Annotated in this window: 23 protein-coding genes, 1 tRNA gene and 2 pseudogenes; 17 read left to right on the top strand and 9 right to left on the bottom strand. The window is 63.9% G+C overall.

Annotated features, from left to right (window positions below; all coding sequences use genetic code 11):
• Window positions 1–24: 24 nt before the first annotated feature.
• Window positions 25–1,122 (bottom strand): hypothetical protein, encoded by a 1,098-nt coding sequence (locus EN804_RS30010; protein WP_135921938.1) that lies wholly within the window; start codon window positions 1,120–1,122, stop codon window positions 25–27.
• Between the two features lie 122 nt (window positions 1,123–1,244).
• The gene (locus EN804_RS30005) at window positions 1,245–3,056 is read right to left on the bottom strand and encodes a methyl-accepting chemotaxis protein (protein ID WP_135921937.1); all 1,812 of its coding nucleotides are present in this window, start codon (window positions 3,054–3,056) and stop codon (window positions 1,245–1,247) included.
• A gap of 226 nt (window positions 3,057–3,282) precedes the next feature.
• On the opposite strand from EN804_RS30005, the gene EN804_RS30000 reads away from it, so the two are divergent.
• The 5 genes and pseudogenes from EN804_RS30000 to EN804_RS38270 all read left to right on the top strand — a co-directional run.
• On the top strand, window positions 3,283–4,176 hold the full coding sequence (locus EN804_RS30000; protein ID WP_135921936.1) for a D-alanyl-D-alanine carboxypeptidase family protein: 894 nt from the start codon (window positions 3,283–3,285) through the stop codon (window positions 4,174–4,176).
• 403 nt (window positions 4,177–4,579) lie between these two features.
• Entirely contained in the window at window positions 4,580–5,506 is a 927-nt protein-coding gene (locus EN804_RS29995) for a DUF1003 domain-containing protein (protein WP_135862665.1), read from the top strand.
• Between the two features lie 199 nt (window positions 5,507–5,705).
• Window positions 5,706–5,782 (top strand) — tRNA-Arg (locus EN804_RS29990).
• 342 nt (window positions 5,783–6,124) lie between these two features.
• Window positions 6,125–6,409 carry a YciI family protein gene (locus EN804_RS29985; RefSeq protein ID WP_127275267.1) on the top strand — a complete coding sequence of 95 codons (285 nt, stop codon included), beginning with the start codon at window positions 6,125–6,127 and terminating at the stop codon, window positions 6,407–6,409.
• A 3-nt stretch (window positions 6,410–6,412) separates the two neighbouring features.
• A pseudogene (locus EN804_RS38270) lies at window positions 6,413–6,502 on the top strand (DNA-3-methyladenine glycosylase I); the annotation flags it as partial.
• A 95-nt stretch (window positions 6,503–6,597) separates the two neighbouring features.
• Here the strand turns inward: EN804_RS38270 and EN804_RS29975 are convergent.
• Complete coding sequence (locus EN804_RS29975; protein ID WP_189343555.1) at window positions 6,598–7,242, bottom strand: TetR/AcrR family transcriptional regulator; 645 nt, start codon at window positions 7,240–7,242, stop codon at window positions 6,598–6,600.
• An 87-nt stretch (window positions 7,243–7,329) separates the two neighbouring features.
• On the opposite strand from EN804_RS29975, the gene EN804_RS29970 reads away from it, so the two are divergent.
• The 5 genes and pseudogenes from EN804_RS29970 (at window position 7,330) to EN804_RS29950 (ending at window position 11,462) form a co-directional block, all read left to right on the top strand.
• Window positions 7,330–8,013, top strand: a complete 684-nt coding sequence (locus tag EN804_RS29970; RefSeq protein ID WP_210212391.1) for a hypothetical protein — start codon at window positions 7,330–7,332, stop codon at window positions 8,011–8,013.
• A gap of 580 nt (window positions 8,014–8,593) precedes the next feature.
• Window positions 8,594–9,283 (top strand): annotated as a pseudogene (locus tag EN804_RS29965) (HAD family hydrolase); the annotation flags it as partial.
• 464 nt (window positions 9,284–9,747) lie between these two features.
• Window positions 9,748–10,512: an SDR family NAD(P)-dependent oxidoreductase gene (locus EN804_RS29960; protein WP_135921935.1), complete on the top strand. Its 765-nt coding sequence runs from the start codon at window positions 9,748–9,750 to the stop codon at window positions 10,510–10,512.
• 150 nt (window positions 10,513–10,662) lie between these two features.
• Window positions 10,663–10,980: a metalloregulator ArsR/SmtB family transcription factor gene (locus EN804_RS29955; RefSeq protein WP_135862671.1), complete on the top strand. Its 318-nt coding sequence runs from the start codon at window positions 10,663–10,665 to the stop codon at window positions 10,978–10,980.
• Window positions 10,977–11,462: an SRPBCC family protein gene (locus EN804_RS29950; RefSeq protein WP_135921934.1), complete on the top strand. Its 486-nt coding sequence runs from the start codon at window positions 10,977–10,979 to the stop codon at window positions 11,460–11,462. Before EN804_RS29955 ends, EN804_RS29950 begins: the two co-directional genes overlap by 4 nt.
• Before the next feature lie 33 nt (window positions 11,463–11,495).
• Here EN804_RS29950 and EN804_RS29945 read toward each other — a convergent pair whose 3' ends face one another.
• Complete coding sequence (locus EN804_RS29945; RefSeq protein ID WP_135921933.1) at window positions 11,496–12,296, bottom strand: class I SAM-dependent methyltransferase; 801 nt, start codon at window positions 12,294–12,296, stop codon at window positions 11,496–11,498.
• A gap of 109 nt (window positions 12,297–12,405) precedes the next feature.
• Window positions 12,406–13,527 (bottom strand): LacI family DNA-binding transcriptional regulator, encoded by a 1,122-nt coding sequence (locus tag EN804_RS29940; protein WP_189521931.1) that lies wholly within the window; start codon window positions 13,525–13,527, stop codon window positions 12,406–12,408.
• A gap of 601 nt (window positions 13,528–14,128) precedes the next feature.
• On the opposite strand from EN804_RS29940, the gene EN804_RS29935 reads away from it, so the two are divergent.
• From EN804_RS29935 to EN804_RS29910, 6 genes are all read left to right on the top strand, one after another.
• Window positions 14,129–15,091, top strand: coding sequence for a sugar-binding protein (locus EN804_RS29935; RefSeq protein ID WP_127275274.1), 963 nt, complete (start codon window positions 14,129–14,131; stop codon window positions 15,089–15,091).
• Window positions 15,092–15,303: 212 nt separating this feature from the next.
• Complete coding sequence (locus EN804_RS29930) at window positions 15,304–16,842, top strand: sugar ABC transporter ATP-binding protein (RefSeq protein WP_135921975.1); 1,539 nt, start codon at window positions 15,304–15,306, stop codon at window positions 16,840–16,842.
• Between the two features lie 99 nt (window positions 16,843–16,941).
• Complete coding sequence (locus tag EN804_RS29925; protein ID WP_135917671.1) at window positions 16,942–17,937, top strand: ABC transporter permease; 996 nt, start codon at window positions 16,942–16,944, stop codon at window positions 17,935–17,937.
• Window positions 17,938–18,020: 83 nt separating this feature from the next.
• The gene (locus tag EN804_RS29920) at window positions 18,021–18,800 is read left to right on the top strand and encodes an SDR family NAD(P)-dependent oxidoreductase (protein WP_135921932.1); all 780 of its coding nucleotides are present in this window, start codon (window positions 18,021–18,023) and stop codon (window positions 18,798–18,800) included.
• A gap of 8 nt (window positions 18,801–18,808) precedes the next feature.
• Window positions 18,809–19,402 carry an SDR family oxidoreductase gene (locus EN804_RS29915; RefSeq protein WP_135921931.1) on the top strand — a complete coding sequence of 198 codons (594 nt, stop codon included), beginning with the start codon at window positions 18,809–18,811 and terminating at the stop codon, window positions 19,400–19,402.
• Window positions 19,386–20,333: an aldose 1-epimerase gene (locus tag EN804_RS29910; RefSeq protein WP_135921930.1), complete on the top strand. Its 948-nt coding sequence runs from the start codon at window positions 19,386–19,388 to the stop codon at window positions 20,331–20,333. Before EN804_RS29915 ends, EN804_RS29910 begins: the two co-directional genes overlap by 17 nt.
• On the opposite strand, the gene EN804_RS29905 is transcribed toward EN804_RS29910, so the two are convergent.
• From EN804_RS29905 to EN804_RS29890, 4 genes are read right to left on the bottom strand one after another with little or no spacing between them, the layout of a single operon-like run.
• Window positions 20,281–21,042 (bottom strand): SDR family NAD(P)-dependent oxidoreductase, encoded by a 762-nt coding sequence (locus EN804_RS29905; protein WP_135921929.1) that lies wholly within the window; start codon window positions 21,040–21,042, stop codon window positions 20,281–20,283. The genes EN804_RS29910 and EN804_RS29905 overlap by 53 nt on opposite strands.
• Window positions 21,039–22,589 (bottom strand): sugar ABC transporter ATP-binding protein, encoded by a 1,551-nt coding sequence (locus tag EN804_RS29900; protein ID WP_135921928.1) that lies wholly within the window; start codon window positions 22,587–22,589, stop codon window positions 21,039–21,041. Before EN804_RS29900 ends, EN804_RS29905 begins: the two co-directional genes overlap by 4 nt.
• Before the next feature lie 54 nt (window positions 22,590–22,643).
• A complete protein-coding gene (locus EN804_RS29895) occupies window positions 22,644–23,606 on the bottom strand; it encodes a substrate-binding domain-containing protein (protein ID WP_135882665.1) in 963 nt (320 codons plus the stop codon).
• 54 nt (window positions 23,607–23,660) lie between these two features.
• A complete protein-coding gene (locus EN804_RS29890; RefSeq protein ID WP_127871230.1) occupies window positions 23,661–24,671 on the bottom strand; it encodes an ABC transporter permease in 1,011 nt (336 codons plus the stop codon).
• 242 nt (window positions 24,672–24,913) lie between these two features.
• On the opposite strand from EN804_RS29890, the gene EN804_RS29885 reads away from it, so the two are divergent.
• Entirely contained in the window at window positions 24,914–25,945 is a 1,032-nt protein-coding gene (locus tag EN804_RS29885) for a substrate-binding domain-containing protein (protein WP_135921927.1), read from the top strand.
• Window positions 25,946–26,283: the final 338 nt, after the last annotated feature.

Here is a 26,283-nt window from a genome sequence, read left to right as displayed (position 1 = left end):
AACCCTGCCGTTGGCTGGGTTGCACTATGTCGCCGCTGGCTGGCCGATGCGCAGGAAATCACTGTCGAACGGGACCTCCGATGCCGCGGAACCGGCCAACCGAAGGCGGCCATCCGCCGTGGTGATCTCTCGTGGGGGTTCGCCATCCGACAGCGGCAACGCACCGATGACATGGCGGAACGAGACGCGGCGGCCTTCGCCGAGCGCGAATGCCGTCGCCACGCCTTCGCGCTTCAGCCAGTTGTCGCCGAGCGAGGCGGCGTGGCCAATCGCCGTGCGCCCATCCTCGATGCCGAGCACGCCGAGATGGCGGCCGCTCCACGGCGCGTAGTCGCGCCCGCCATTGCTGAACCACAGCATGGTGACCGGCAGTTCGGCCGGGTTTTTCAGCACCAGCACCAGATCGTCCTCGGCCTGACGCGCAAGCGCGGTCCAGCCAGGCCCGCGATGGTCGTCCTCGACCAAGGTGAGGAAATCCTCGCGCCGATCCTCCATGCGGTAGTCCGTGAGATCCAGCGTACCGCCGCCGGCAGCGGGGAAATGCGCGAGGTCGGACGACCGGCTGGGATAGGCCAGCATGAAGCGGCCACGTCCAGGATCCGGCTCCAGCGGATCGGCAGGCGTGGCGGCAAACCGCTTCGGCGAGAAAGCCAGCCTGCCGCCGCCTTTCATCGCCGTCATCGGGTGATGGGCGACCGAGATCCCGCCATGGCCGCCGGAAAATACGTGTTCCTGGTAGAGGAAGGGATGGTCGTCGCGCAGCGTGAAGATCTTGTCGACGCTGGCGCCCATCACCTTGTGGCGCAGCCGGAAGACGGCGCGCCATCCGCCATCCGTGGCGCCGCTTTCGACCACATCCCAGGCGCTGTTGGCCGGCCAGCCATGCAGCGGCGCCTCCTCGACATCGCTGCGCGAAAAAGGCGCGCAGAGAAAGTCGCCGGAGAGCCGGACGGTGCCCTGCGGCAGGTCTTGAGGCAGCGTCTCGCTTGCGTCGACCCATGGCGCGCGGTGCAGTGGCCGCAATTGGCGCCCGCCGCTCTCGATGCTCATGTCGGCGATGTGGCCAACCGTGAGGCCGAGCGAAACCGAAATGCCTTTGGCCTTGATCGTAACTGTATCCATGGCGCTCTCACCCGAATCTGACGGGTGCCAAGAAGAACCGGTTCGGCGCACCGCGCAAGCGCGCGGGCGCGCATTTTGCATCAGATTTATGCCCGCCTTCCCACACGCCGAAAGGTGCCGCCCTACTGCCGCTTGTATTCCCGCACCGGCGATTTTGTCCCGTCGGTATAGGTCACCTGCACCGACATCGATTTCACGCTGTCGGCAACCTTGAAATAGGGCTGGAAATCATCGGGGATGGCGTAGGGGTCCTTGGCATTGCAGGGCGGCATGGCAAGCGCCTTGTCGAGCACGGCGCCATTCAGGCTGTAACGCACCTCCTTGATGGCGCAGCGGTAGGACAGCATCTGCGTGAAATAGACCAGCCCATGATTGCCGCTGGCGTCGAAGGCGATCCATGACGTCCAGAACTGGTCGAGGATCTGCTTGTTGCCTTGCTGCAGGGCGGCATCCGGATCGAAGCGGATGTCGAACGGGCCGGTCTCGCGCCCCCTGATGTCGAGATATTTGATGGCGATGGTGGTCGCCGCCGTGCTGTCGGGCAGCTCAAAGCTCGGATTGGGCATCGGCTTGCCGGTGCGCTGGTCGTTGAGCGCCAGCGGGCCGGTGTCGGTGAAGGGGCCGGTGTCGCCAAGACGCCAGGATATCGCGGTTGCCGGCTCGGGCAGCGAAATGGTCATCGACCAGCCCTGGTTGGAGCGCATCGGCGTCAGCGAAGGCACGAAGCGGGCGGGGTCGAGGACGTCGCCAAGGGCCGCCAGCCGGCTGCGGCTGCGGTCCAGCCAGTCGGCAAGCTGGGTCTGGTCGACGAAATATTTGAGCAGCCCGCCATCTTTTTCGTAGGAGACGAATTTGGTCAGCGACTGGGCTTCGCTGCGCTTGTCGGCCAGCGTCTGGCTGCCGAGGCGATCTTCCGAAAACTCCTGCGCCTCGAGGTAATAGGCCGGCGCGAAATCCGGATTGGCCGATATGAAGGCGCTGAGCTTGTCGAGCCGCTGCGCGTCGTCGAACTGCATGATATGCACCAGCTTGATCGACAGCGCCTTGCCCTTGTCGGCCAGTGCTCCGAACACTTCGCGGGCGCCCGCCTTGCCGTCCTGGACCCGCAGCAGCGTGGCAAAGCGCGTATAGGGGTCGATGGCGTCGACATCGAAACCGGCAAAGGCGAGGTAGGAGCGCCGCGCGTTGAGCATGTCGCCCGACAGCTCGTAGACACGGGCATTGTGGTAGAATTCGTCCGGCCGTTTCGGTTCGGCGATGGCGCCGCCTTGCGCGGCCAAGGTGGCAAACCCCTTGGCGATCGTGTCGATCGAGGCGGCGATCTGTTCGGTCGTCGCCTGCAGCTTTTCGGCCTGGGCCACTTGCTGCTGCTGGCCTGCGGCGAGCGTCTCGGTCGTCTGCTTGACCGCTTCGACGGTCTCTTGCGTCTGCGCCCCTTGCGCCGTCTGCTGCTGCTGGACGGAGGCGATCTGATCGGTTTTTTGCGCAGCCGTGTCGGTCGATTTCTTGACCTCTTCGACGGTTTTCTGTGTCTGCGTGACGGTCTGCTCGATCCTGGCCACCTTTTCGGCGACGATGCCCATCGACTTCTGCAGTTGCGCGACCGCCGGCACCAGGCCGGCGATGATGCCGTTCTGCGAACTGGTCTCCTTCTGCACGGCGTAGACGCCGCCGGCAACCGCCGCCGCACTGGTGGCGAACACCAGCGCCGGCAGCGCCTTGGCCGCCAGCACCAGCCTGAGCACGATGGCAATGGCGATGATCACGGCCGCGATCGAGGCAACCAGCGCGATATAGGCGGCAAACGGCGCCAGCGGGTTGAGGATGTCGGAAACGGCGCCGCCGATGAAGGCGATGCTGCCGGCCCATTTGCCGGTGCGGCTGAGCGATGCCCTGATCAATGACGGCGCGGCGCCAGCCCCAATGTCAGTCATTTTGCAACCCCCAAGCCGCCAGATGCCACACTCCTTCCCACGGGAAACGCGGCTCTGGCAAGGAAAGACAGGAACGGGGCGATTTCGGGGCGGCGGAAGCGGAGCTCGAGTTCCTCGCCCCACTCGACATTCCCAGGGCTAACCGGCATTAACCAAATGGACGCATCCGCCGCGTTACGTTAGCTTCGCCTTATCTCAGCAACAGCATCGCCAGAACAGTCAGCCCTTGTCCTTTCCGCGTCTCTTTCCGCTCTTCCAGAAAATCCTGGCTGTCCTGGCCCTGGCGGCCTTGGTTGCCGGCTGCTCGACCATAACCCCGCCCGACACGGTGCTGTCCGTGCCGGCGCCGCCGCAGAAATACGCCGCCATCGTCGTCGATGGAAAGAGCGGCAAGCAGCTGTTCGAGGTCAATTCGACGGCGCAGCGCTATCCGGCGTCGCTGACCAAGATGATGACGCTCTACCTGCTGTTCGAGGCGATGGACACCGGCCGCGTCACCAAGGAGACGCAGATCCCGGTTTCCGATCACGCCGCCTCGCAGCCGCCGACCAAGATGCGCTTCCGGCGCGGGGAGACGATCGACGTCGATTCCGCCATCCGTGCCATCGTCGTCAAATCGGCCAACGACGTGGCGGTCGCGGTGGGCGAATATCTCGGCGGCTCGGAAGACCAGTTCGCCGCCATGATGACATCCAAGGCGCGCCAGCTCGGCATGAGCAGCACCACCTTCCGCAACGCATCCGGCCTGCCCGACGACGGCCAGATGACGACCGCGCACGATATGGCGGTGCTCGGCATGTCGTTGCAGCGGCGCTTCCCGCAGCACTTCCATTATTTCTCCGAAAGCGACTTCATGTTCCGCGGCAGGCTGGTGCGCGGCCATAACGACATGCTCGGCCGCGTGCGAGGCGTCAACGGCATCAAGACCGGCTATATCAGGGCTTCCGGCTTCAACATCGTCACCTCCTACGATGCCGACGGCCGTCAGCTGATCGTGGTGGTGATGGGCGCCGACTCAGCCCGCCAGCGCAACGACCATGTCGAAGCGCTGATCCAGCGCAGCCTGTCGCCCACCATGGCCGACACCAAGACCAGGCTGATGTACGCCGAACAGCAGTAAACTGGCCTTGTTGCCGGCGATTGCGCGGAGCCTCCCCCGAATTCGTCATCCACGGGCGGAGCAAGGAGCGTAGCGACGCGGCGCAGACCCGAGGATCCATGCCGGGACTCTGAAGCTGTCGCCACGGTCCAGAATTCTGCACCGTTGCACCCTCCGACAAAAGTCGCGGCATGGATCCTCGGGTCTCCGCGACGCCGCTGCGCGGCTGCTCCGCCCGTGGATGACGAAGCGCCTGCGGAGGCCGTCGCCGCCAAGAAGCTAACAAAAACCCTGCAGCCGGCTATTGTTTCACGACTGTCACGCAATCGTGCGGAAGGCATGCCATACGCTGCGAAAACCCATGGTGGCACTGCCCCGCCGCCATGGCGTATCCTAACTTACAGCGCGACAGCAGGAGCCCATCATGAGCACCGTTCCCAAGGCATCCGAGCAGCAGGGCGCCGACAACCAGAACGACAGCGGCGGCGAGTATTTCGAGGCGCCGACCACCGAGGCCGATCTGCAGGAGGTTTCGGACGAGCATTTCGACACACCCGAAGTGCCGGACTCCGAACCGACGCCGCCCGACGCGTCGCGGATAAAGCCCAGGAAGAAACCGTCGGCGATCTCGGGCCGCAAATTCCGCAAGCGCGACCTGGTGCGCATCGACACGCTGCGCCCGAGCCTTGCCGACCGTATCCGCTCCGACCATCCGGACCTGCCCAAGGGCGCGCGCGTCAGCCGCGAGGAGCTCGGCCGCTACCGCATGCGCTACATGGAGGAGCTCCTGCAGCAGGAGCACGGCGAATTCTCCGAGCTCGACCGCCAGGTGGTGGAATCGATCGCCAAGCAGGACACGATCTCCGAAAACTCGGAAGAGGAATTCGAGGAGCACAGGACCTTTCCCGACCGCGTCTCCGACAACATGGCGGCCTTCGGCGGCAGCTGGTGGTTCCTGATCTCGTTCGCCACCGTGCTTCTGGTCTGGATCGGCATCAACCTGTTCGAGGGCTTGAACGGCGCCTTCGACCCCTACCCGTTCATCCTGCTCAACCTCTTGCTCTCCTGCATCGCCGCCATCCAGGCGCCGGTCATCATGATGAGCCAGAAGCGCCAGGAGGTGAAAGACCGCCTGCGCTCCTTCAACGAATACCGCGTCAACCTCAAGGCCGAGCTCGAAGTGCGCCACCTGCACGAAAAGCTCGACTATTTGATCTCGCGCCAATGGACACGGCTGGCCGAAATGCAGCAGATGCAGCTCGATGCGATGAACGAGCTGGCCGGCGCCAAGAAAGCCAAACGCGCGGTGCGCCGGCGGCGGACGGCGAAGGGTGCGGCGGGGCCACAGTGAGGAGTTCCTCGCCCCCACGCAGTGGGGGAGAGATGGCTCGGCGAAGCCGAGACGGAGAGGGGGAGCGCCATATCCAACAAGCGCACGCCGTGAGAGGGCAATCGCCAATTGCCCGTTGAAGCCAGCGCCTGCTTCCGCTAAGAAGCCGTGACTTGCCGGTTCACCGGCTGGTTCGTTTTCCGGACTCCTTGTCCCGAAAGCACCCGTAGCTCAGCTGGATAGAGCGCTGCCCTCCGAAGGCAGAGGTCACAGGTTCGAATCCTGTCGGGTGCGCCATTTCTCTTTTTTGCCAAGGTTGAGATCGAAGTTTCAAATCCCCCGGATCGCGCCACGCCTTAAGCTGCTAATCCGAATCGACGGTTCGCGTTCAGCTGGGCTCACTAATCTCTTTCCCACACGGCCGAGAAGTCAGCCGGACCGCTGCCCATAGGTTCTAACCGGGGCGCACCGCGATCGCATTGAACCGCGCCTTGAGATTGTCGAGAAGCCAGGTGCCTGCACGGCCCAAGGGGCGGTCTCGCAACTGCGCGGCATGGATGACCAGGGGCCCGTGAACGCTGGCGGGATCGTCTTCTATTGGCAGCGGGACAAGGCGTTTCTCGGCCTGATGGAGAGACCATGTTCGTCGTCACCCTTCGCTTTGCTGACAAGACCAAAGCGCCCCTATTCATGGATGGGCACAACGCCTGGATCAAACGCGGCTTCGACGATGGCGTTTTCCTGCTGACCGGCAGCCTTCAGCCGAGCGCAGGCGGTGCGATCCTCGCGCACAATGCGTCTCCTGAAGAGATCGAGGCTCGTGTGCAGGATGACCCCTTCGTCGCCGAGGGGATTGTCAGCGCTGAAATCCTCCCCATCACACCGGGCCGTACCGACGAACGGCTCGCCTTTCTGAAAGGCTGAGTGATGAGCGCGACGATCCTCGGGCCGGACGGACGCCCGCGTTGCCGCTGGTGCGCGGCCGCGCCCGAATTCCTCGCTTATCACGACACCGATGGGGCAAGACGAGGTCAAGGTCGTGCACGTCGATATGCGGCTCATCCCAGTCGATCAGAGACGAAACTTTATCACCAGACGCGCCACGATGGCCGCTATGGTGCCGTGCCCAACTCTTTGAACAATATACGTGCGTAGAACTCCACGCATTCTCCAACCCGTGCGGTGACTTCCTCATCGCTATCGTTCCATGGTGTTTCAAGGCCGATAGCGGCCCTGCGCAAGGGTTCAGCAACAAGAGCGGCAAGGATCATCCGGGCAGATCGGATGCCATCAAATGATTGGACATCGGCTTGGTACTCGCGCAGCCAGTTCGCCACGGCCAGCACTCCCCGCTCGACTCCGTTTCGATTATAGATTTCTGCGAGCCGTTCTCGGCCCTCCGTGTCAGCGCAGATGAGACGGAAAAGGGCTACAGCTTCCTTGGATAGGGCGATCCGAAAAATCCTGCTCAATAGCTCCCGCAAGCTCCCCGGATCAGGACGCGGCTCGCCCGGCCGGTGATCTCCACTGGTTTGGAGTTGCTCAGTCCAGGACGCTACGATTTTCCCGACCAGTTCCTCACGATTGGCCGCCATAGCGTAAACAGTCTTTTTGGCAACTCCTGCGCTACGCGACACCGCATCTATGCTGAACTTGGCAAATCCCTGGTCAAACAGAAGCTGTGTTGAGGCTTGGAGAATTTTGCGTTCCACCTCAAGCCGATTACGGGCCGGACGCCCTCTCGCTCGCTTTTCCAATCTTGATCTCCTTGACCAACGTCGTACGAACGGTATACCGATCATATTTAGGAAACGAAGAGCGTTTCCTAAATATGGGAGATGGAAATGCAACATGAATTGGACGCAGCAATCCCTGTCGCACTGCTGCACGCCGACCCAATTAGACTCGAAATGGGTATCGAGCGCTTCGCCTCCGGCACCCTCACGGTCGCCTGCAGAACGATAATGCCAGGGTGCAATGGAGCGATGCTGGAATGGTGGTTCAAGTATTTTGAAACCGACGAACACCTTCGCTGGTGGCACCCAATTGATCACAAGCGCCATTTCGGTTGGGACGAGCTTTGGAAAAAAGGTGAGAACTACATCGGCGCGACGATAAGGGCGACGGAGTCGCTAGGAGAGGTTCCTCCGGTCAAAGCAACCATCAAATTCCTGAGCCCAGCCGCATACTTCAGTGCCACGGACATCGATGCCGCAAAGAAGGTGGGCGGCGTATCCGCACTTTTCTACGCCGGAATTGGCTTTGGCGATGATGTTGAGGTTGACGAGCATGGAATTCCAACAAGCGGCCGGATGATGCACGTCACACGGGACACGCCCGATGGCCTCGTTCTGCGAAGCAGATTCGTTCTTGGTCTCGATAGCGACAAGGGCGGCCACGCTGTCCCGGACGAGATCGGACTGGGGCTGATGCGCCATTGCCATTCGGAGTTCTCGTTCCTCGCGAAGGCACTTCCGTCTGTATATTATGGTGATCTCGCAAATTCTCGACCTGCCGACAACTGGTAGCCTCTCCCGACTGAAATAACGCTAGATAGCCGAGCGTCTGCGCATCAGAGACGCTCGGCCTTCTAAGATGCCTCGTTGATAAGGCACAGCTCTAACAAGCCCTGCTGCCAAGCGTTGGGAGGAGCGGTCTTCCACGCCCTGTCCAACACTCTTGGCACTTTTCCAGTTGTCGTCTATGCGCGCTCTGCGACATTGCGGTCGCGGTGCGGGTAGGTGGGCTGCCGACCAATCGGTTCGGTCAATGACACTCGGGTTCAGGTCGCCACTTGCTCGAGTTCCGATGGCCCATTTGGCGACAGGCAATAGGTTGTTGAATGGCAGACATGGGACCGTGAGCCGAATGTCGGCTTATTCAGGTCGTCTGGCCGGAACCGGCCTTTCTGGAGTCGGCCCCATTTCAGACCTTCAAACGTTGCCCGATTGCATGGAGTCCTCCTTCGTCAGCCGCTTTGTGCAACGGGGCAATCGGCGGTCTGCTGAAATCCTGGGTGCGAAACTGCCTAAAGGAGGGCTATAGCGTAGACGTAGTTCTCATCATCACCCGGCGCGGCGCGCCATCAGGCAGTTGATCGATGGCGCCAAATCGGTGATTTCCAACGACCAGAAGGCCTTGCTCGCTTCGGGCGAGAAGGGGATTTTCGAGATCATGGCGGCGACGCACGCCGGAATGACCACGGAGGAGTTCACAAAGGCGGTCGTCGAATAGACAAAAAACGCCCGGCACCCACGCTTTAATCGCGCCTATGTCGAACTTGTCTACCAGCCGATGCTGGAGTTGCTGGAGTATCTGCGGCAAAACGAGCTCAAGATGTTCATCGTTTCGGGCGGTGGAATTGATTTCATGCGCCCCTGGGTGGAGCAGGTCTACGGCATTCCGCCCGAAAGGATTGTCGGCTCGTCAGGGATTACGAAATTCACGGTTCAGCCGGATGGAACGCCGGCATTGGTCAAGGATGCGAAAGTCGATTTCATCGACGATGGTCCGGGCAAGCCTGTCGGTATCCACAGGTTCATTGGGCGCAAGCCGATCCTTGCCTTCGGCAATTCGGATGGTGACCAGCAGATGTTGGAATGGACCGCCTCCGGCAATGGAGCGCGATTCATGGGGATCGTGCATCACACCGACGCCAAGCGCGAATACGCCTATGACCGAAATTCGCCGGTCGGCAAGCTTGACAAGGCCTGGGACCAGGCGACCAAGCGGGGCTGGATTGTCGTCGACATGAAGCAGGATTGGAAGAAGGTCTTTCCATTCGAAATCGCCGACTAAGGCTTGCTCGGCAGCGCGCCTTGGTGGTGACGCCGCGCTATCTCCCTGGGACCGAACCATCGCTCCTTTTCGCTGCCATACCGACCTCCCGTTCCGGACCCTCGCCGTAAGGGCGGCCCCAGGGTCCGATGCAAGAGCTCGTCGGCCGGTTCGCTCGCGCCGACCGCTCACCACCGTCCCAGCCTCTCCGGGAGTCCGTTCGGCAGGAGCCTATCTTCGCGCCGGCAGGCGCTTTGCCTCACAATCGCAGCAGGCCTATCATAGCGTCCCCTCGCAGCACATCGCGCCGCAAGCCGTAGCTGGGTGATTAGGACCGTTATTGCTGGGGTGTGGTGTGGACTTAGTTGTCGCTTTCCTCCACCGTGCGATGCCGGTTCCATAGGGTCCGTTCCCGACACATAGGTTACGGTTTGTACCGGAGACATAGGTGACACGTTTGGCCCGAACGGGTTTTGGAGCCTGATTTGGCCGCAACCACCCCCAAAACCAGGCGTGTCCTGATCACCGGCGCCGGCGCTGTCGACGGCATCGGCTTCGCCATTGCGCGCCAGTTTGGCCAGGCCGGGCATGCCGTTTTCCTGACCGGCGCCAGCGCGCGGGTGCTTGAGCGCGCCGGCGGGCTTCGCGGCGAGGGCATCGATGCCAAAGCCGCTATCGCCGATCTCACCATCGCCGCGGAGGTGGAGCGGCTGCGGGCAGAGGTCGGTACTGTCGATATCCTGGTCAACAATGCCGGCATGGGATCGCTGGCGACGCCGTCCGTCGACAAGACGTTCCTGACGATGAGCGAGGCCGAGTGGGACCAGGGCATAGACACCAGCCTGAAGACGGCGTTTCTCGTCACCAGGGCGTTTCTGCCGGCGATGGTCGAAGCGGGGTATGGGCGCATCGTCAATGTCGCATCGGTGACCGGGCCGCTGGTCTCTTACCAGGGCACCGCCGCCTATTCCGCGGCTAAGGCCGGGATGGTCGGCCTGACCCGGACATTGGCGCTGGAAGTGGCGCGCCACGGCGTCACCGCCAATGCCGTGGCGCCGGGCTGGATCGAGACAGGCGCCTCGAGCGAGCCGGAGCGGATAGCGGCCCTGCATGCGCCGCCGGGCCGCGCCGGCCGGCCGGACGAGGTCGCGGCGGCAGTCGTGTTCCTGGCCTCCGAGAGCGCCAGCTATATCAACGGCGCCTTGCTCGTCGTCGACGGCGGCAACAGCCTTGAAGAACGCAAGGGATAGATCTCGCGGCCGGGTGGATCTCGACCTGACGTAATTCCTTCCATCCAAACGAATGCGATCTCTCTTTCGGGAGAAATTCCCGCACTGCCAAACAGGGCCTACTAGGTGCGCCCGCTTGACTCAATCATCAGTCTGCACTAATCATAAGTCATGACTGTTGATAGTCCACAGCTTGCCGCCTTGGGCGATCCGACCCGAAGGCAGATTTTCGAGCTGATCGCGGAGCGGCCGCGCTCCGTGGCGGAGGTCACGCGGCAGGTCAGCGTGTCGCAGTCCGCGGTGTCACAACACCTGAAGGTGCTCAGGGATTCGCGGCTGGTGCGCGCGGAGCCGAAGGGCGCCAGCAACGTCTACCACATCGATCCGCACGGGCTTGGCCAGATGCGCGCCTGGCTCGACCGGTTCTGGAGCAAGACTCTCGCGGCCTACAAGCTGGCTGTCGAGACCCCACCAGAGGAGTCACCATGAACACCCAGGTCCCCATCGCCTCCGTGAAACAGTCCGTCGTGGTCGAGGCGCCGATCGAACGCGCCTTCAAGGTTTTCACCGAGGAATTCGGCAGTTTCAAACCGCCAGAGCACAATCTGCTTGCAGCCGAGGTCGCCGAGACGGTGTTCGAGCCTCGGGTCGGTGGCCACGTCTATGATCGCGGCGTCGACGGCAGCGAGTGCCGCTGGGCGCGCGTGCTGGCCTATGAGCCGCCCAACCGCGTGCTCCTGAGCTGGGACATCAGCCCGCAATGGCGCATCGAGACCGACCCGGCCAGAACCAGCGAGTGGGAGGTGCGGTTCACCGCCGAAACGGCTGAGCGTACCCGCGTCGAGATCGAGCACAGGAACCTGGAGCGCCATGGCCAGGGCTGGGAAGGCGTCCGCGATGCCGTCGCCGGCGATCAGGGCTGGCCGCTCTACCTGCAACGCTATGTCGATCTGGTTGCACGGCAGGCCTGACAGCAGCTTTTAAAGGCGCTTCGCCGCCTGCGGTCAGGGCACCACGCCCCTGCACGCCCAGGCCACATTGGCGAACGACCTCGGCCCGTCGGGTCGTCCGGCCTGATAGGCATCGCGGACGGCAGCCTCGGTGCGCTCGCGCTCGGCTGCCTCCAGCGTGCTCATGTATTTGCCGAGCGGGCCCTCGCCGGCTGATATCGGCGCCCAAAAATCGGCGAAGTCCTGGTAATCCATGCGGATCATCAGCTCGGTTTCGGTCACGTCGGCCAGCCCCTGTTCCACGAAACTCCGCTTCATTTCGCCGGGCTGCATCATCGGCTGGAAGCAATAGCGGCCGCGCAGCTGGCGTCCGCTCTCACTGAGCGCCGCCACAGTGTCGATCATCATGCGCATGCCCGCCATGCCGCCGAGATGGTCCCACACCACGGCCGCGACCACGCCGCCCGGCCGCGTAACACGGCGCATTTCGGCAACCGCCTTGCCGGCTTCCGGCACGAAATGAAGCACCAGCAGGGCCAGCGCACGGTCGAACGCATTGTCCGCGAACGGCAAGGCGGTGGCGTCCGCCTGCTGGATTGCGATGCGCGGATCGGCGTTGCGCCGCTTTGCCGCCTCGACGAAAACAGGCGAAAAGTCGATTGCCTCGATCGACGCGAGTTCGGCGGATTTCGCCAGCTCGAACGTCAGGCTGCCGGTGCCGCAGCCAACGTCGAGTATCTTTTCGCCAGGGGCAAGTCCGGCGAAGCCGATGAACTTGGGCGCGAGCTTTCGGCTCCAGCGGCCCATGAGTTGCTCATAGCCGGACGCGTCATGAACGGTGAAACTCGATGTCATAGGCGCCTCCCCCGGCTGCAGGCGCAGGCTAGACCCCTATCGAGATGAAGCCAAGACGCGGGGAGCACGGTGAATGCCTGCATCCGGGACGGGACAAGGGACCGGTGGTTTATGCGAAGCCCCTGAACGTCGCCACGCTCTCCCGCTCCACCAGTGGACACTCCAGCTTGGTGATGGGATAGCGCCCCCGTCCCGCCACCGCCGGCGCTTCCAGCTGCTCGATCGCCCATTGGCCCATGGCCATATGCGGCAGGATCGACGTCGTCAGCGGCGGGAAGAGATGGCGGGCGATCTCCTCGTCGTCGTAGCCGACGACGGAGATATCTTGCGGGATGTGCAGGCCGGCTTCCTTCAGCGCTTCGTAACAGCCGATCGCGGTGCGGTCGTTCTGGCAGAAGATGGCGGTCGGGCGGTCCTTCAGGGCCAGCAGCTTCACAGTCGCGGCATAGCCGGCGCTGGCCGACCAGTCGCCCTCCACCACCAATTCGCCGTCGAACGGGATGTCGGCGGTGGCGAGCGCCCGGCGGTAACCTTTCAGCCGGTCCTGCGCCGCCTGCATCCAGGGTTCGCCCGTGATGGTGGCGATGCGGCGGTGGCCGTGACTGATCAGATGGCGGGTCGAGCTCTGGCCGCCGGCGATCTCGGAGGGCACGACGGCGGGGAAGGCATAGTCCGTCGTGTAGCAGTTGAGCAGGATGACCGGGATGTCGAGGCCGTAGAGGAAATCGGGCGCCGTGATCTCGCGGGTGAAGATGGTCATGTAGATCAGCGCCGAAATGCCCCGCCTGGTCAGCGCTGAAATGGCGCGCGGCTCCATCACGGCGTCGCCCATGGTCTGCGCCACCAGCAGCACGTTGCCGGCATTCCACGACGCCTGGCGCGCGCCCTCGATGGCGACCACGGCCTCCGGGCTGGTGGCGAGCTGGTCGACAGCGAAGCCGATCACGCCGTCGAGCCCATCAAAGGCGGCGCCCTCGAAAGCCGCAACCGGCTGCTTCAGCGCCGAGAAGGCGGGGGCGCTGTAGCCGAGCGCCCGCGCCGCCTCGATCACCCGCTCGCGGGTCTGCTGCGACAGGCGAATGCCGGGCGAATTGTTGAGCACGAAGGAAACCGTGGCCTGCGAGCAGCCGGCGGCGCGCGCTATATCGGTCATGGTGACGCGGCCCTTGGGCTTTGCCGGCGCCTTGCGACGCTTCGCGGTTGCGATGTCCGGATCCGTCGTCTCGCTCATGCCGTAGATGTCCCCCAATCCCCAGCCTGTCTAACGGCGGCCTGCCGGGCCGACAAGATGACGTGACGCCGCCAGTCCGTGGGCGCGTCGGCCATACTAATAATTATTAGCATCTGCGGCCCATCCCGTCGTGCAGGCCCACGCCTCGCAAAAATGCCCAGACTTCAAGGCTCCGGCTGCGCGCGGGCAAGCATCGCTGCATCGTCAAATCCGTTCGGCTATGACACCCCAGCGCCACCAGATCCGTCCTTTGCTAATAGTATTTACTAATACAAGGATGCGCTGTACCGTCAATCCATCGCATCCGGCGATCGGTCCGGCTGCGGTGGAAGTGTCGGTGAATGGCTCGACGGCGAGCGGATACTGCTTCCGCAAACCGTGTCTCAGATATGTGATATGTCAGACAAATCGGACTATTTACGAATGAAGAATGGTTGTCTAAAGTCCGTGGCCGTGGCTGGGAACGACGGCATTCTTTTCAGTGCCGGGAACCCCTTGAGGAGGAGGGCGTCCACGCCGCAGACGGCAATTCAGGTGAGCAAGACAATTCTAGTGAGCAAGTCCGGCCAGTCCTACGACTGACCAAAACGGGAGGTTGAACATGAAATCCTTGATACGCAATGCATCCATGGCCGCCGCGGCCCTGGCTGTCGGCCTGACGGCGACGGCCATCGCGCGCGCCGACGACAAGCCGACGCTGGCCTTCGTCGTCAACGGCGCTTCCGACTTCTGGAAAGCGGCCGAAGCCGGCGTCAAGAAGGCGCAGGGCGAACTGCCCGACTACACGCTCGAACTCAAATATCCCGAACAATCCTCGGTCGCCATCCAGCAGCGGCTGATGGACGATCTGGTGACCGCCGGCGTCAAGGGCATCATGGTCTCGGCCGTCGATCCCAAGACCTCGACCGATGGCTTGAACAAGATCGCCTCGCAAACGGCGCTGTTCACCACGGACTCCGATGCTCCGCAGACCAAGCGTGTCGCCTATATCGGCTCGTCCAATGTCGACGCCGGCAAGCAGGCGGCCGAAATCGCCAAGAAGGCGATGCCGAACGGCGGCAAGTGCCTCGGCTTCGTCGGCCTGCTCGGCGCCGACAATGCCAAGGAGCGCATCCAGGGCATGAAGGACGGCCTCGCCGGCACCAAGATCGAGCTCGTCGACGTGCGCGGCGACGACATCGACCAGGCGCGCGCCAAGAAGAATGTCGAGGACGCGCTGGTCGCCAGCCCCGACGTCACCTGCATGGTCGGCTTCTACTCCTACAACACGCCGCGCATCTATGAAGCGCTGCGCGACGCCGGCAAGCTCGGCTCGATCACCGTCGTCGGCTTCGATGACGATCCGATCACGCTGGGCGGCGTCAAGGAAGGCACAGTTGCCGCCACCGTCGTGCAGCAGCCCTTCGAATGGGCCTATCAGGGCATGAAGCTGATGGCCGCCTATCTCAAGGGCGACAAGTCGGGTATCCCAGCCGGCAATTTGATCATCATCCCGACCAAGATCATCGGCAAGGATGACGTCGACGCCTATGCCGCCAATCTCAAGGCGATGGCAGGTAACTGATCGGCGTTGGCGCTGCCCCTCATCCGCCTGCCGGCACCTTCTCCCCGTATAGTGGCGGGGAGAAGGGAGATGGCCGCGACGCTGGCGACCCCCTCTCCCCGTCTCTATACGGGGAGAGGGTAAGGGTGAGGGGCGGCGCGACGTTTCGCTTTTTATTGACGGGTTCGATCAGGCCAGTCAGTCTGTGAGCCCGCCAAACGCTGTCAGGCATGATGAATTATTCCGACACATCCATCGCTGCGACCACCCCGTTCCTCAGCTTGGAGAACGTGCGCAAGACCTATCCGGGCGTCGTGGCGCTCGACGGGTTTTCGATGGAGGTCAGGCCGGGCGAGGTCATCGGCCTGGTCGGCGAGAACGGCGCGGGCAAATCCACGCTGATGAAAATCCTCGGTGGCGTCACCACGCCGGATACCGGCACCATCACGGTCGACGGCACCGCCCATAACGGCCTGAGCGTGGAGGGCAGCCTGGGGTCCGGCATCGCCTTCGTTCACCAGGAACTCAATCTGTTCGAAAATCTCGATGTCGCCGCCAACATCTTCTTCGGCCGCGAGCCGCTGCGCGCCGGGCCGCTGCGGCTGGTCGACCGCGCGAAACTGCGCGAAATGGTGGCGCCGCTGCTGAAGCGCGTCGGCGCCAATTTTTCCGCCGACACACAGGTCGCGGATCTCTCGCTGGCGCAGCAGCAGATGGTCGAGATCGCCAAGGCGCTGTCGATCAAGGCAAGGCTGGTCATCCTCGACGAGCCAACATCGAGCCTGCCGCTCGCCGAGACCGACAAGCTGCTCGACGTCATCAAGGCGCTGAAGGCCCACGGCATCTCGGTCATCTTCATCTCGCACCGCCTGCACGAGATCGAGCGCGTCGCCGACCGCGTCGTCGTGCTGCGCGACGGCATGCTGGCCGGAACATTGGGCAAGCGCGACATCAACCACGACCAGATGGTCAAGCTGATGATCGGCCGCATGCTGAAGGAACGCGAGAAGGCCTCCGAAGCCGCGCGTGCCCCCGGCGCCGTGGCGCTCTCGGCCAAGGCGGTCCGCACCCCCACCTATCCCAGCCGGCCGGTCGATCTCGACGTCAGGCGCGGCGAAATCCTTGGTCTCGCCGGCCTCGTCGGCTCCGGCCGCACCGAACTGGCACGGGTCTTCTTCGGCATCGAAGCCAGCCTTGGCGGCACGCTGGAGCTCAACGGCAAGCCGCTTGCGCTGGCGAGCGCGGCCGATGCCGTCGCGCAAGGCATTTTCCTCGTGCCGGAAGACCGCAAGCTGACCGGCATCCTGCTCGACCTGTCGATCGCGCAGAACATTTCACTGCCCAATTTGCCGGCACATGCCAAACGCACGCTCGTCTCGAACAGCGCGGAAGCGGCTACCGCCGAGAAGCAAAAGAAGAATCTCGGCATCAAGGCACCTTCGGTGCAGACACGCACCGGCACCCTGTCTGGCGGCAACCAGCAAAAGGTCGTGCTCGGCAAATGGCTGGCCATGAACCCCAAGGTGATGATCCTCGACGAGCCGACGCGCGGCATCGACATCGGCGCCAAGGCGGAGATTTACGGGTTGATGCGGGCGCTGGCCGATGCCGGCGTCGCCGTGCTGATGATCTCCAGCGACATGGAAGAGGTGATCGGCGTCTCCGACCGCATCGCCGTGATGCATGAGGGCCAGATCTCGGGCATCCTCGACAAGGACCATTTCAGCCAGGAAAACGTGCTTTTGCTCGCGGTGGGCAAGCCGGCAAACTAATGCATGCCCGCGCAAAAGTTGCCCGCGGTTTTTGCGGCAACGGCATGCATAAACAAAGAGCTGAAGCGCGCGACGCGCCTTAGCTAAGCGGAGACGGCGATGACAAAGAAAGATCTCGGCCTGCTGATCCTGATCCTGGTGGTCGGAGCGATCGTTGCCATCATCAATCCGCGCTTCCTCTTGCCGATCAATCTCGCCAACACCTCGAACCTCATCGGTCTCTTCGGTATCCTGTCGATCGGCCAGGCCTTCGTCATCATCACCGGCGGCATCGAGCTCTCCGTCGGCTCCGTCGTCGCGCTGCTGGGCACGCTGTTCATCGACTTCATCGCGGTGCGCGGCATGGGATGGCCGATCGCCTTCGTGCTGATCCTGGTGCTCGGCGCCATCATTGGGCTGGCGCATGGCTGGCTGATCACGCGGCTCAAGCTGCAGCCCTTCGTCGTCACCCTGTGCGGCCTGTTGATCTATCGTGGCGTCGCGCGCTTCTACACCGCCGACGGCACGGCGGGCTTCGCCTTCGGCCAGAATTTTCCCGATCTCGAATTCCTGACCGCCGGCCGCTCCTGGGGCGTGCCTAACTCCTTCTTCGCGCTGATCGTCATCGCCATCGTCATGTGGGTGGTGCTGCACCGCTCGGTGTTCGGGCGCTATCTCTACGCCATCGGCAAGAACGAGGAGGCGGCGAAATATTCGGGCATCCGCACCGGGCGGGTCGTCATGGCGGCTTACGTCATCTGCGGCGTGCTCACCGCGCTGTCTGCGATCTATTTCGCCATGTACACGCGCTCCATCTCGCCGGCCAGCCATGGCCAGTTCTACGAGCTCTACGCCATTGCGGCCGCGGTGCTCGGCGGCTTCTCGCTGCGCGGCGGCGAGGGCTCGCTGATCGGCGTCCTCCTCGGCACGGTGCTGCTGCAGGAATTGCAGAATCTGGTCAACCTGCTCGGCATCCCCTCCTCGCTCAACTTCGCGGTGATGGGGGGCGTCATCCTCGTTGGCGTGCTGGTCGACCAGCAATGGGGCGTGTTCCGGGCGCGCCGGCGGATGGTCGATGCCGCCCGCAAGGGCGCGGTCGGGGCGGCCGCGGAATAAGTCCCGCCCGCCCGTGTAGCTGCTTGTTCCTGCCGCCAGATTATTATAATAGCATAACCTGTGCTGCGGGAGGCTGACGGGACATGCGCTGCGATTTGCGAGGCAAGGTGGCGCTGGTCACGGGAGCCGCCGGCGCCATCGGCAGTTCGATCGCCAAACGCCTGTCGGACAATGGCGCGGCGATCGTCGTCGCCGACATCAATGGCGAGGGCGCAAGCCAGGTCGCGGCCGGGTTGAGCGATGCGATGGCCTGCACCACCGACATCCGCGATCCCGCATCGGTGGACGCCGCGATCGCCGCGCTCATGCAGCGCTTTGGCCGCCTCGACATCCTCATCAACAATGCCGGCGTCAACACGCTGGCGCATCGCGTCACGTTAGACGAATTCCCGGCCGACGAATGGGACCGCATCACGGGCATCGACCTCGATGGCCTCTACATCATGAGCCGGGCAGCACTGGCCCCGATGCTTGCCGCCGGCAAGGGCGGGCGCATCGTCAACATCGCCTCCGTCGTCGGGCTCGCCGCCATGCGGCTGCAAAGCCCGTTCGTCGCCGCCAAGGCCGGCATCATCCATCTGACGCGGTCGATGGCAATCGAGCTCGGCGCCAGGGGCATTCTCACCAACGCCATCGCGCCGGGATCGGTGATGACGGCGCTGACCGCCAAGCTGTTCTATGGCGAGGACGGCAAGTTCGCCGGGCGCACGCAGGAATTCCTCGCCCATGTGCCCCTCGCCCGGCCTGCCCAGCCGGAAGAGATCGCCGAGGCGGTGCTGTTCCTGGCCTCGCCGGCCGCCAGCTATGTCAACGGGCAGGTGCTGGCCGTCGATGGCGGCTGGACGGCGGGATACATGATGTGAGCGGGGCCATGGAAATCGATCTCACCGGCTCGACAATAGAACTGAAAGGCGCGAGCAATCCGGTTGCCGAGGCAGCACTCGCCGCCTTGCGCGCCAATGGCGGCCGCGTCCTCGAAGAGGCGCGGCCCGCCGGCGTCCTCTCTCCCGACATCGTTCTGGTATCATGCCCGCTGCGTCCGGGAAGCACGGCCGAAAATCCCGGCACCTTGTACGCGGCGGCGCGCAAGGCGGCGGTGGCCATGACCGAGCGCGGCGGCGGACGCATCGTCTTCCTGCTTTCGGTGACCGCCGGCATGCCGATGCGCCGCCATCCGCGCTTCTCCATGGAGAACGCCTCGATCCTGGCCGGCATGCGCACGCTGGCCATGGAGTTCGGCCCCAAAATCCTGGTCAATGCCGTCGGCGTCGGCTTGGTCGAGGACGAGACCATGGTTTCGGGTGACAAGGCGATGCTGAGCCATGTCCCGGTCAACCGCCCCGGCAATATCGAGGAAGCGGTTGCGGCCGTGCTGTTCTTCTGCGATCCACTCAACACCTATACGACGGGCCAGATGCTAGGCGTCGACGGGGGATGGATGGCGGGCTATGGGCGCAATTTCTGAACCGTTGACGCTGAAGGCCGGCGCAATCGAGGTCGGGCTGGTGCCGCAAATCGGCGGGTCCGTCAGTGCGCTGCGCTGGCGCGGCATCGATCTGATGCGCCGGCTTTCGGACGGCGATCGCGAGGCCGGCAACGTGCTGGGCGTCGCCATGTTCCCGATGACGCCCTATGCCAACCGCATCGCCGGAAATGCCTTTGAGTTCCGGTCAAAGCGTTGGCAGGTGCTGCCCAACAATCCGCCGGAAAAATTCAACGTGCATGGCAGCGGCTGGCAGCATGGCTGGACTGTCGTGGAGGCAGGGGCCGGTAGCGTGACCCTGGCGCTGGATATCGCTGGCGCCGGCGAACCCTATTCCTATCGCGCGACGCAGACTTTCGTGGCTTCCGACGAAGGGCTTGACGTGACCATGACGCTGACCAACACCGGACCGGTTTCCCTGCCGTTCGGCTTCGGCCTGCACCCCTGGTTCGATCGCGATCCGGACGTCACTCTGCAATTCAAGGCCAAGCGTTTCTATCTCGAAGAGCCCGACGGCGTTTCCGGCGATCCAATCACGCTGCCACCCGAACTCGACTTCGCCGAGGGCCGGCCATTGCCGGCGGGCTGGCGCAACAATGACTATGGTGGTTGGGGCGGCGAGGCGATCATCCGCTTTCCCTCGCGTGGTGTGGGGCTGCGGATCACGGCCGATCCGGTCTTCAGGCACCTGATGCTCTATGCCGACCCGACAAAACCGTTTTTCTGCATCGAACCCCAGACCAATGCCTCCGGCGCCTTCAACCGCGGCCGATGGGATGATTCGGAAGAGGGCGTCATCGTGCTTGGCCAGGGGCAAAGTGCAGCCGGCACTGTTTCGTTCATGCCTTTTGCGCTGCAATCTAAAGCAGCCGAGCCAGCAGGCCGCCGTCCACCTGCATGGCACTGCCGGTGACGAAGGACGCGGCATCCGAGATCAGGAAGCCGATGGCCGTGGCGATCTCCGAAGGGTTGGCGATGCGGGCGATCCGGTTGGGCTCGAAGGAGAGGCCCAGCGCCTCCGCGCCGCCGGCCGCTTCCAGGCCGTCGAGCGTCATTCTTGTGGCGACCGAGCCGACCAGCACGGCGTTGACGCGGATGCGGTCGACGGCATAGTCGAGCGCCATCTGCCGCGACAGGCCGACGACCGCCGCCTTGGTCGCCGCATAGGCGGGCACACCGGGAACGGTGGCGTCGGCATGGACGGAGGCGATGTTGACGATCGAGCCGCCGCCGGCCGCGCGCAGCAGCGGCAAGGTCGCCCGGCAGACGCGGAAAATGGCCGTCAGATTGACTGATATGGTCCTGTCCCAGTCCTCGTCGGAAAGCTCTTCCAGCCGCTTGCCGGTCGGATAGATGCCGGCGCAGTTGACGACCGCGTCGAGCCCGCCGAACCGTTCAGTCGCCGCCGCAACGGCTGCCTGGACGTCCGCTTCGCGCGTGAGGTCGCTCTCCCGGAAGATCAGCTGGCTCTCGCCATAACGGCTCGCCAGTGCCTTGCCGTCATCGCCGTCCAGCCCGGCGCCAAAGACCTTGGCGCCGTCGGCGACAAGGTATTCCGCCGTTGCCCGGCCGATCCCGGTCGCGGCGCCGGTGACGAAAATGCGTTTGCCGACAAATGTCATGCGGAAACCTGTGCCTGACGCTCGGCCTGCGCCGCGGTGACCGAACGCAAGACGCGATCCTCGCCGCCTTCGCCGCGGCCGAATTCATCGACGATGCGGCCGTCGGCGACGACCAGGCAGCGGTCGCAAAGGCCAATCAATTCCTCGAGTTCCGACGCGACGATCAGCAGTGCGACGCCCTTGTCGGCCAACTCGACCACGAGCCGGTAGATCTCATGCCGGGTTGCCGCGTCGACGCCCTTGGTCGGCTCGTCGAGCAGCAGTACCTTCGGCGCCCGCATCAGCACGCGGGCAAACAGCAGTTTCTGCTGGTTGCCGCCCGACAGATGGGTGACCGAGGCCCGCGGCGACGATGCCTTGACGTTGAGGGCACGCATGGCTGCCACGATGGCGTTGCGCTCCAGCCCGCCGCGCACCACGCCGCGCCGCGACAAGGGCGCGAGATTGCCGATGGTGATGTTGGCGCCGACCGGCAGGTTGAACAGCAGGCCGTCACGCTTGCGATCCTCGGTCAGCAGCGCGATGCCGGCCGCGCGGGCATCGGCGGGCGACTTGATCGATACCTCCTTGCCGCCGACGTGGATCTCGCCCTCGGACAGCACGCGGCCGTAGATGCCGTGCAGGATCTCGCTGCGGCCGGAGCCAAGCAGTCCCGCCAATCCGACGATCTCGCCGGCCGCGACGGACAGGTTGATGTCCCTCGCGCCATGGACAGCACCGCCGTGGCCGGCGACGCTGAGGCGGCGAACCTCCAGCGCGGTCGGGGTGCCGACAGGCGCGGCATGCTCGGGGAACAGCCGCTGCAACCTTTGCCCGGACATCGAGAAGATGAAGGTCTCGGCGTCGAAATCCTCGCGGGCAATGCGCACCGCCACCTGTCCGTCGCGCAGCACGGTGGCGCGGTCGCAGATGGCGAGCACTTCCGGCAGGCGATGGGTGATGTAGATCATCGCCACGCCCTGTGCCTTGAGCCGACGCAGCACGGCAAACAGCGCGTCGACTTCGGTGCCCGAGAGCGACGCGGTCGGCTCGTCCAGCATCAGCACGCGCGGCTTCATGACGATGGCGCGGGCAATCATCACCAGATGACGCTGCGCCGAGGGCAGCGATGCGACATAGGCCCTTGGGTCGATATCGATGCCAAGATCGGCAAATATCTCGGCCGCCCGCTGCTCGAGCTTCCGCTGGTGAACCAGCACGCCGTCGCCCAGACCGGTGCGGCCGGCAAAGACGTTCTCGGCGACCGAGAGCTGTTCGAGCACCTCGATTTCTTGCGGGACATAACCGACGCCGTTCGATCGCGCGTCGGCCGGCGAGGCAAAGCTGACGGGCTGGCCGTCGAGCTGGATCGTGCCGGTGTAGGAGCCGGCCGGATGCACGCCATTGAGGATCTTCACAAGGGTGGACTTGCCGGCGCCGTTCTGGCCGAGCAGAGCATGGATTTCACCAGAGACCACGTCGAAATCGACCCCGCGCAACGCCTGCACGCCGCCAAAATTCTTGGCGATCGCGGTGGCTGAAAACAGCGGCGCTTGGTTGGTCGACACAGTGGTCCCTCAGGATGTTGCCGGGTCCGCAAGATGCGAGCCCGGCGGCAGGCGTTACTGGCCGGCGCTGTCCAGCATCTTGTAGTACGGGTCGAGGTCGGCTGCGGTGATCACCTTGGCCGGCAACGGATTGCTGTAGGGAACCGTCTTGCCCTGGGCGAGGTCGCCGAGCAGTTCGGCCACCTTGGCGCTTTCCTCGTAGAGCGGCTGTGCGACGATGCCGTAGGCGGCGCCCGATTTCACCAGATCGAGGTTCTGCCTGATATAGTCCATGCCGATGATGACGACGTCGCGCCCGGCCTTGCGGGCCGCGCCCGACCAGGTCTGGATGCTGTTGCCGGTGGTGCCGAAGGCGGCGGTCACGTCGGGATTGCCCTGCAGGATGGCCACCGCCTTGGCTTCGGCGGCGGAAGGCTCGAAGCCTTCCATCTGCGTATCGAGCACCTTGATGCCGGGATACTTTGCCGCGATGGTCTTGCGGAAGGCATCCGACATGGCGTTCTCGGTGTCGTTGGAAGCGCCTTGCGTCAGCGCCACAGTGCCCTTGCCGCCGAGCTTGTCGCCGATGGCGATGGCCGCATTGGCGCCGACCTCGGCAATGTCTTCTCCGGTCGCAGCCTTCAGTCCATTGACGGTGCCTTCCGGCGGCAGGACGTGCCAGGTGACGATCGGGAAGCCCTCCTTGGCAAGCTTGGTGATGTAGGAATAGATGGCCGGGTCCACCCCGTAGACGCCGATGGCGTCATATTTGGTACGGGCAAGCGCGGCCTCGGCAAGTGGCAAGGTCGCGGGGATGTCCCAGTTGGTGGCGCTCGGGTCGCCGACGACCTCGCAGGTGTAGCCGAGCTCCTTGCACTTGTTGAGGAAGCCCGCCTGCATCAGCCGGTGCACCGGGTGATCCTTCATCGCCTGCACCCAGAGCAGATGCACATCCGCCGCCCGCGCTAGGCCCGAGGTGGCGACTGTCGCCGCCACCAATGCGGCCCGGATCAGCCCCTTCTTCACCTGAATTTTCATGCCTTACCTCCCATGGTTCACCGGCATTTTTGCCGGCGCAATATCTCGGCCGGTTCAAGCCCCGGCGATGAAGTAGCGGCGGCGCACTATGTCGAGGCCGACGGCCATGACCATGATCACGCCGACCGCAATCTGCTGCCAGTTGGAGTTGACGCCGATGACGACGAGGCCGCTCTGCACCACTTTCAGCATCAGGATGCCGACGACACCGCCGGCGACCGTGCCGGCCCCGCCGAACAGGCTGACGCCGCCGACCACGACACCGGCGATGACCGTCAGTTCCCAGCCACTGCCGATCGATGTGCCGCCGCTGCCGAGATCGGCCATGACGAACATGCCGGCGATCGCCGACAGCGCGCCGACGGTGATGAAGGCGCCGATCTTGCAGGCATTGGTGTTGATGCCGACGAGATGCGCCACTTCCTTGTTGCCGCCGGTGGCATAGATGTTGCGGCCGAGTACGGTGCGCCGCAGCACGAAATCGGCTGCCACCGCCGCGATGATGAAGAAGGCGAAACTCCAGCCGAGGCCGAAGGCGAGATCCGTACCGCCGATCGTATTGATCGCCTCCGGCAGCGGATAGACCGGATAGCCTCCGGTCACCACCTGGATCAGCCCCTGACCGATGAACAGCATGCCGAGCGTCTGGATGAAGGCGGGGATACCGAGCCTGACGACGATCAAGCCGTTGAGCAGGCCGATCAATGCGCCGACGCCGATGCCGCCGAGAATGCCGACGGTCACCGGCAAGGCGGCAGCGGTCATCAGCTTGGCGGCGACCACTGCGGACAGCCCGGCGACCGAGCCGACGGACAGGTCGAACTCGCCGGCAACCAGCAGAATCGTCTGGCCGATGGCGATGATGCCGACAAAGGAGACGACGTTGAGAATGGCGCGGATGTTGCGCTCCGACAGGAAAGCCGGTTCGAGCAACCAGAAGAAGGCAATCAGCAAGGCCATCGCCGCCAGCACGCCGACTTCGCCCACCGCAATCAAGCCGATCAGTCGCCGCCGGAACGATTGCGTGTCCCGGCGCGGAGAGCTCACCTCAGCCGCGCTGTTCATCCTGACCTCCCTGGCGGCGCCTGTTGCCGGATCCCGCGGCCGGCTCCATTCACCCGCGCCAATCCCGGCGCGCTCCTCGCCTTCATTAAGATTATAATATTATAACTTGTCAACGATGAAAATTCCACGCCTCGCGACAGCGCGTCGCGTCGCTGGAAAGCGTCCGCTGCAACCGCTATGAATGGGCTGATGTGATCCGTGGGACTTTGCCTTGGTGGATCGCGCTCTCTTGGAGCAGGGTGATGACCGATAAGCCGCCGGCGGGCGAGAAAAAGCCGCAGCGCCTCGGCGTCCGCGAGATCGCCAAGCGTGTCGGCGTTGCGCCGATGACGGTGTCACGTGCGCTGTCCAATCCCGACATGGTGTCGCCGGAGACGCGCGCCAAGGTGCTCGAGGCGATCGCGCAGGCCGGCTTCGTGCCCAACCGCCTGGCCTCCAGCATGCGCGGCAATGGCCGCATGATCGGCACGGTTGTGCCACCGCTGATCAATTCGGGCATAGCCGAACAGGTGCAAGGCATGTCCGACGAATGCCACGAGAGCGGCTATTCGATGCTCCTGGTGCAAGGTGAATTCACGCAGGAGGCCGAGGAGAAGGCGATCCGCAATCTGCTTGGCTGGCGCCCGGTCGGCATGATCCTGCAGAGCTTCGTGCAAAGCGAGACGGCGCGCGCGCTGCTGAAGAGCAGCGGCGCACCGGTGGTCGAGATCTCCGAGATCAAGGGCCGCAAGCCAATCGACATGGTGGTCGGCGTCTCCAATTTCGAGACAGCCTATGCCATGACCATGCATCTGGCGGCGAAGGGCTACAAGCGCATCGGCTTCGTCTCGACGCCGATCCACGGCAACGATCGTCTCCAGCAACGCCGCACCGGCTACCACGCGGCCTTGACCGAACTCGGCTTCAAGAACCATGCCGACCTGGAGGTCGAGGTGCCGATCACCGCGCAAGGCGGCGCCGAAGCGCTGGTGACGCTGACCTCCCGCCACAGGGATATCGACGCGATCTTCTTTTCCAGCGATACGCTCGCTGTCGGCGCCGTGCAGGAATGCCACCGGCGCGGTTGGGCGGTGCCTGGAAAAATCGCCATTGCCGGCTATGGCGACATGGATCTGGCCGCGCAGCTTCATCCGCCGCTGACCACGGTGAAGGTCAACCGCTACGAGATGGGCCGGCGCGCGGTGCGGCAATTGCTGGCAAAGCTCGGCGGCGACACCAAGGTGCCGACCATCACCAGCCTCGGCTTCGAGATCGTCGACCGCGAAAGCGCTTGACGTCTTGATGTTAGTCGAAACGCGCCCCCCAGCTTCGTCATCCTAGGGCGGAGCAGCCGCAAAGCGGCGTCGCGAAGACCCTAGGATCCATTCCGTGACCGTGGCCGTAGGGTTCAGCGGAGCAGAATTTTGGACCGCAGTGTCGCTCGGGAGTCCCGGCATGGATCCTAGGGTCTGCGCCGCGTCGCTTCGCTCCTTGCTCCGCCCTAGGATGATGGGTGGACGGCCCCTTGCGGCATCGAATGTGCCAAGCTGGTCGTGTTGAAACACCAGCGGAGGAGACCGTCCGTCATGCAAGCTATCAGATTTGGAATCGATCTGGCCAAGAATGTGTTTCA

The organism is Mesorhizobium sp. M8A.F.Ca.ET.161.01.1.1 (assembly GCF_004792105.1).
GTDB lineage: Bacteria > Pseudomonadota > Alphaproteobacteria > Rhizobiales > Rhizobiaceae > Mesorhizobium.
Note: the sequence above shows the minus strand (reverse complement) of the source record. Positions and strands in the feature narration are given on the sequence as shown.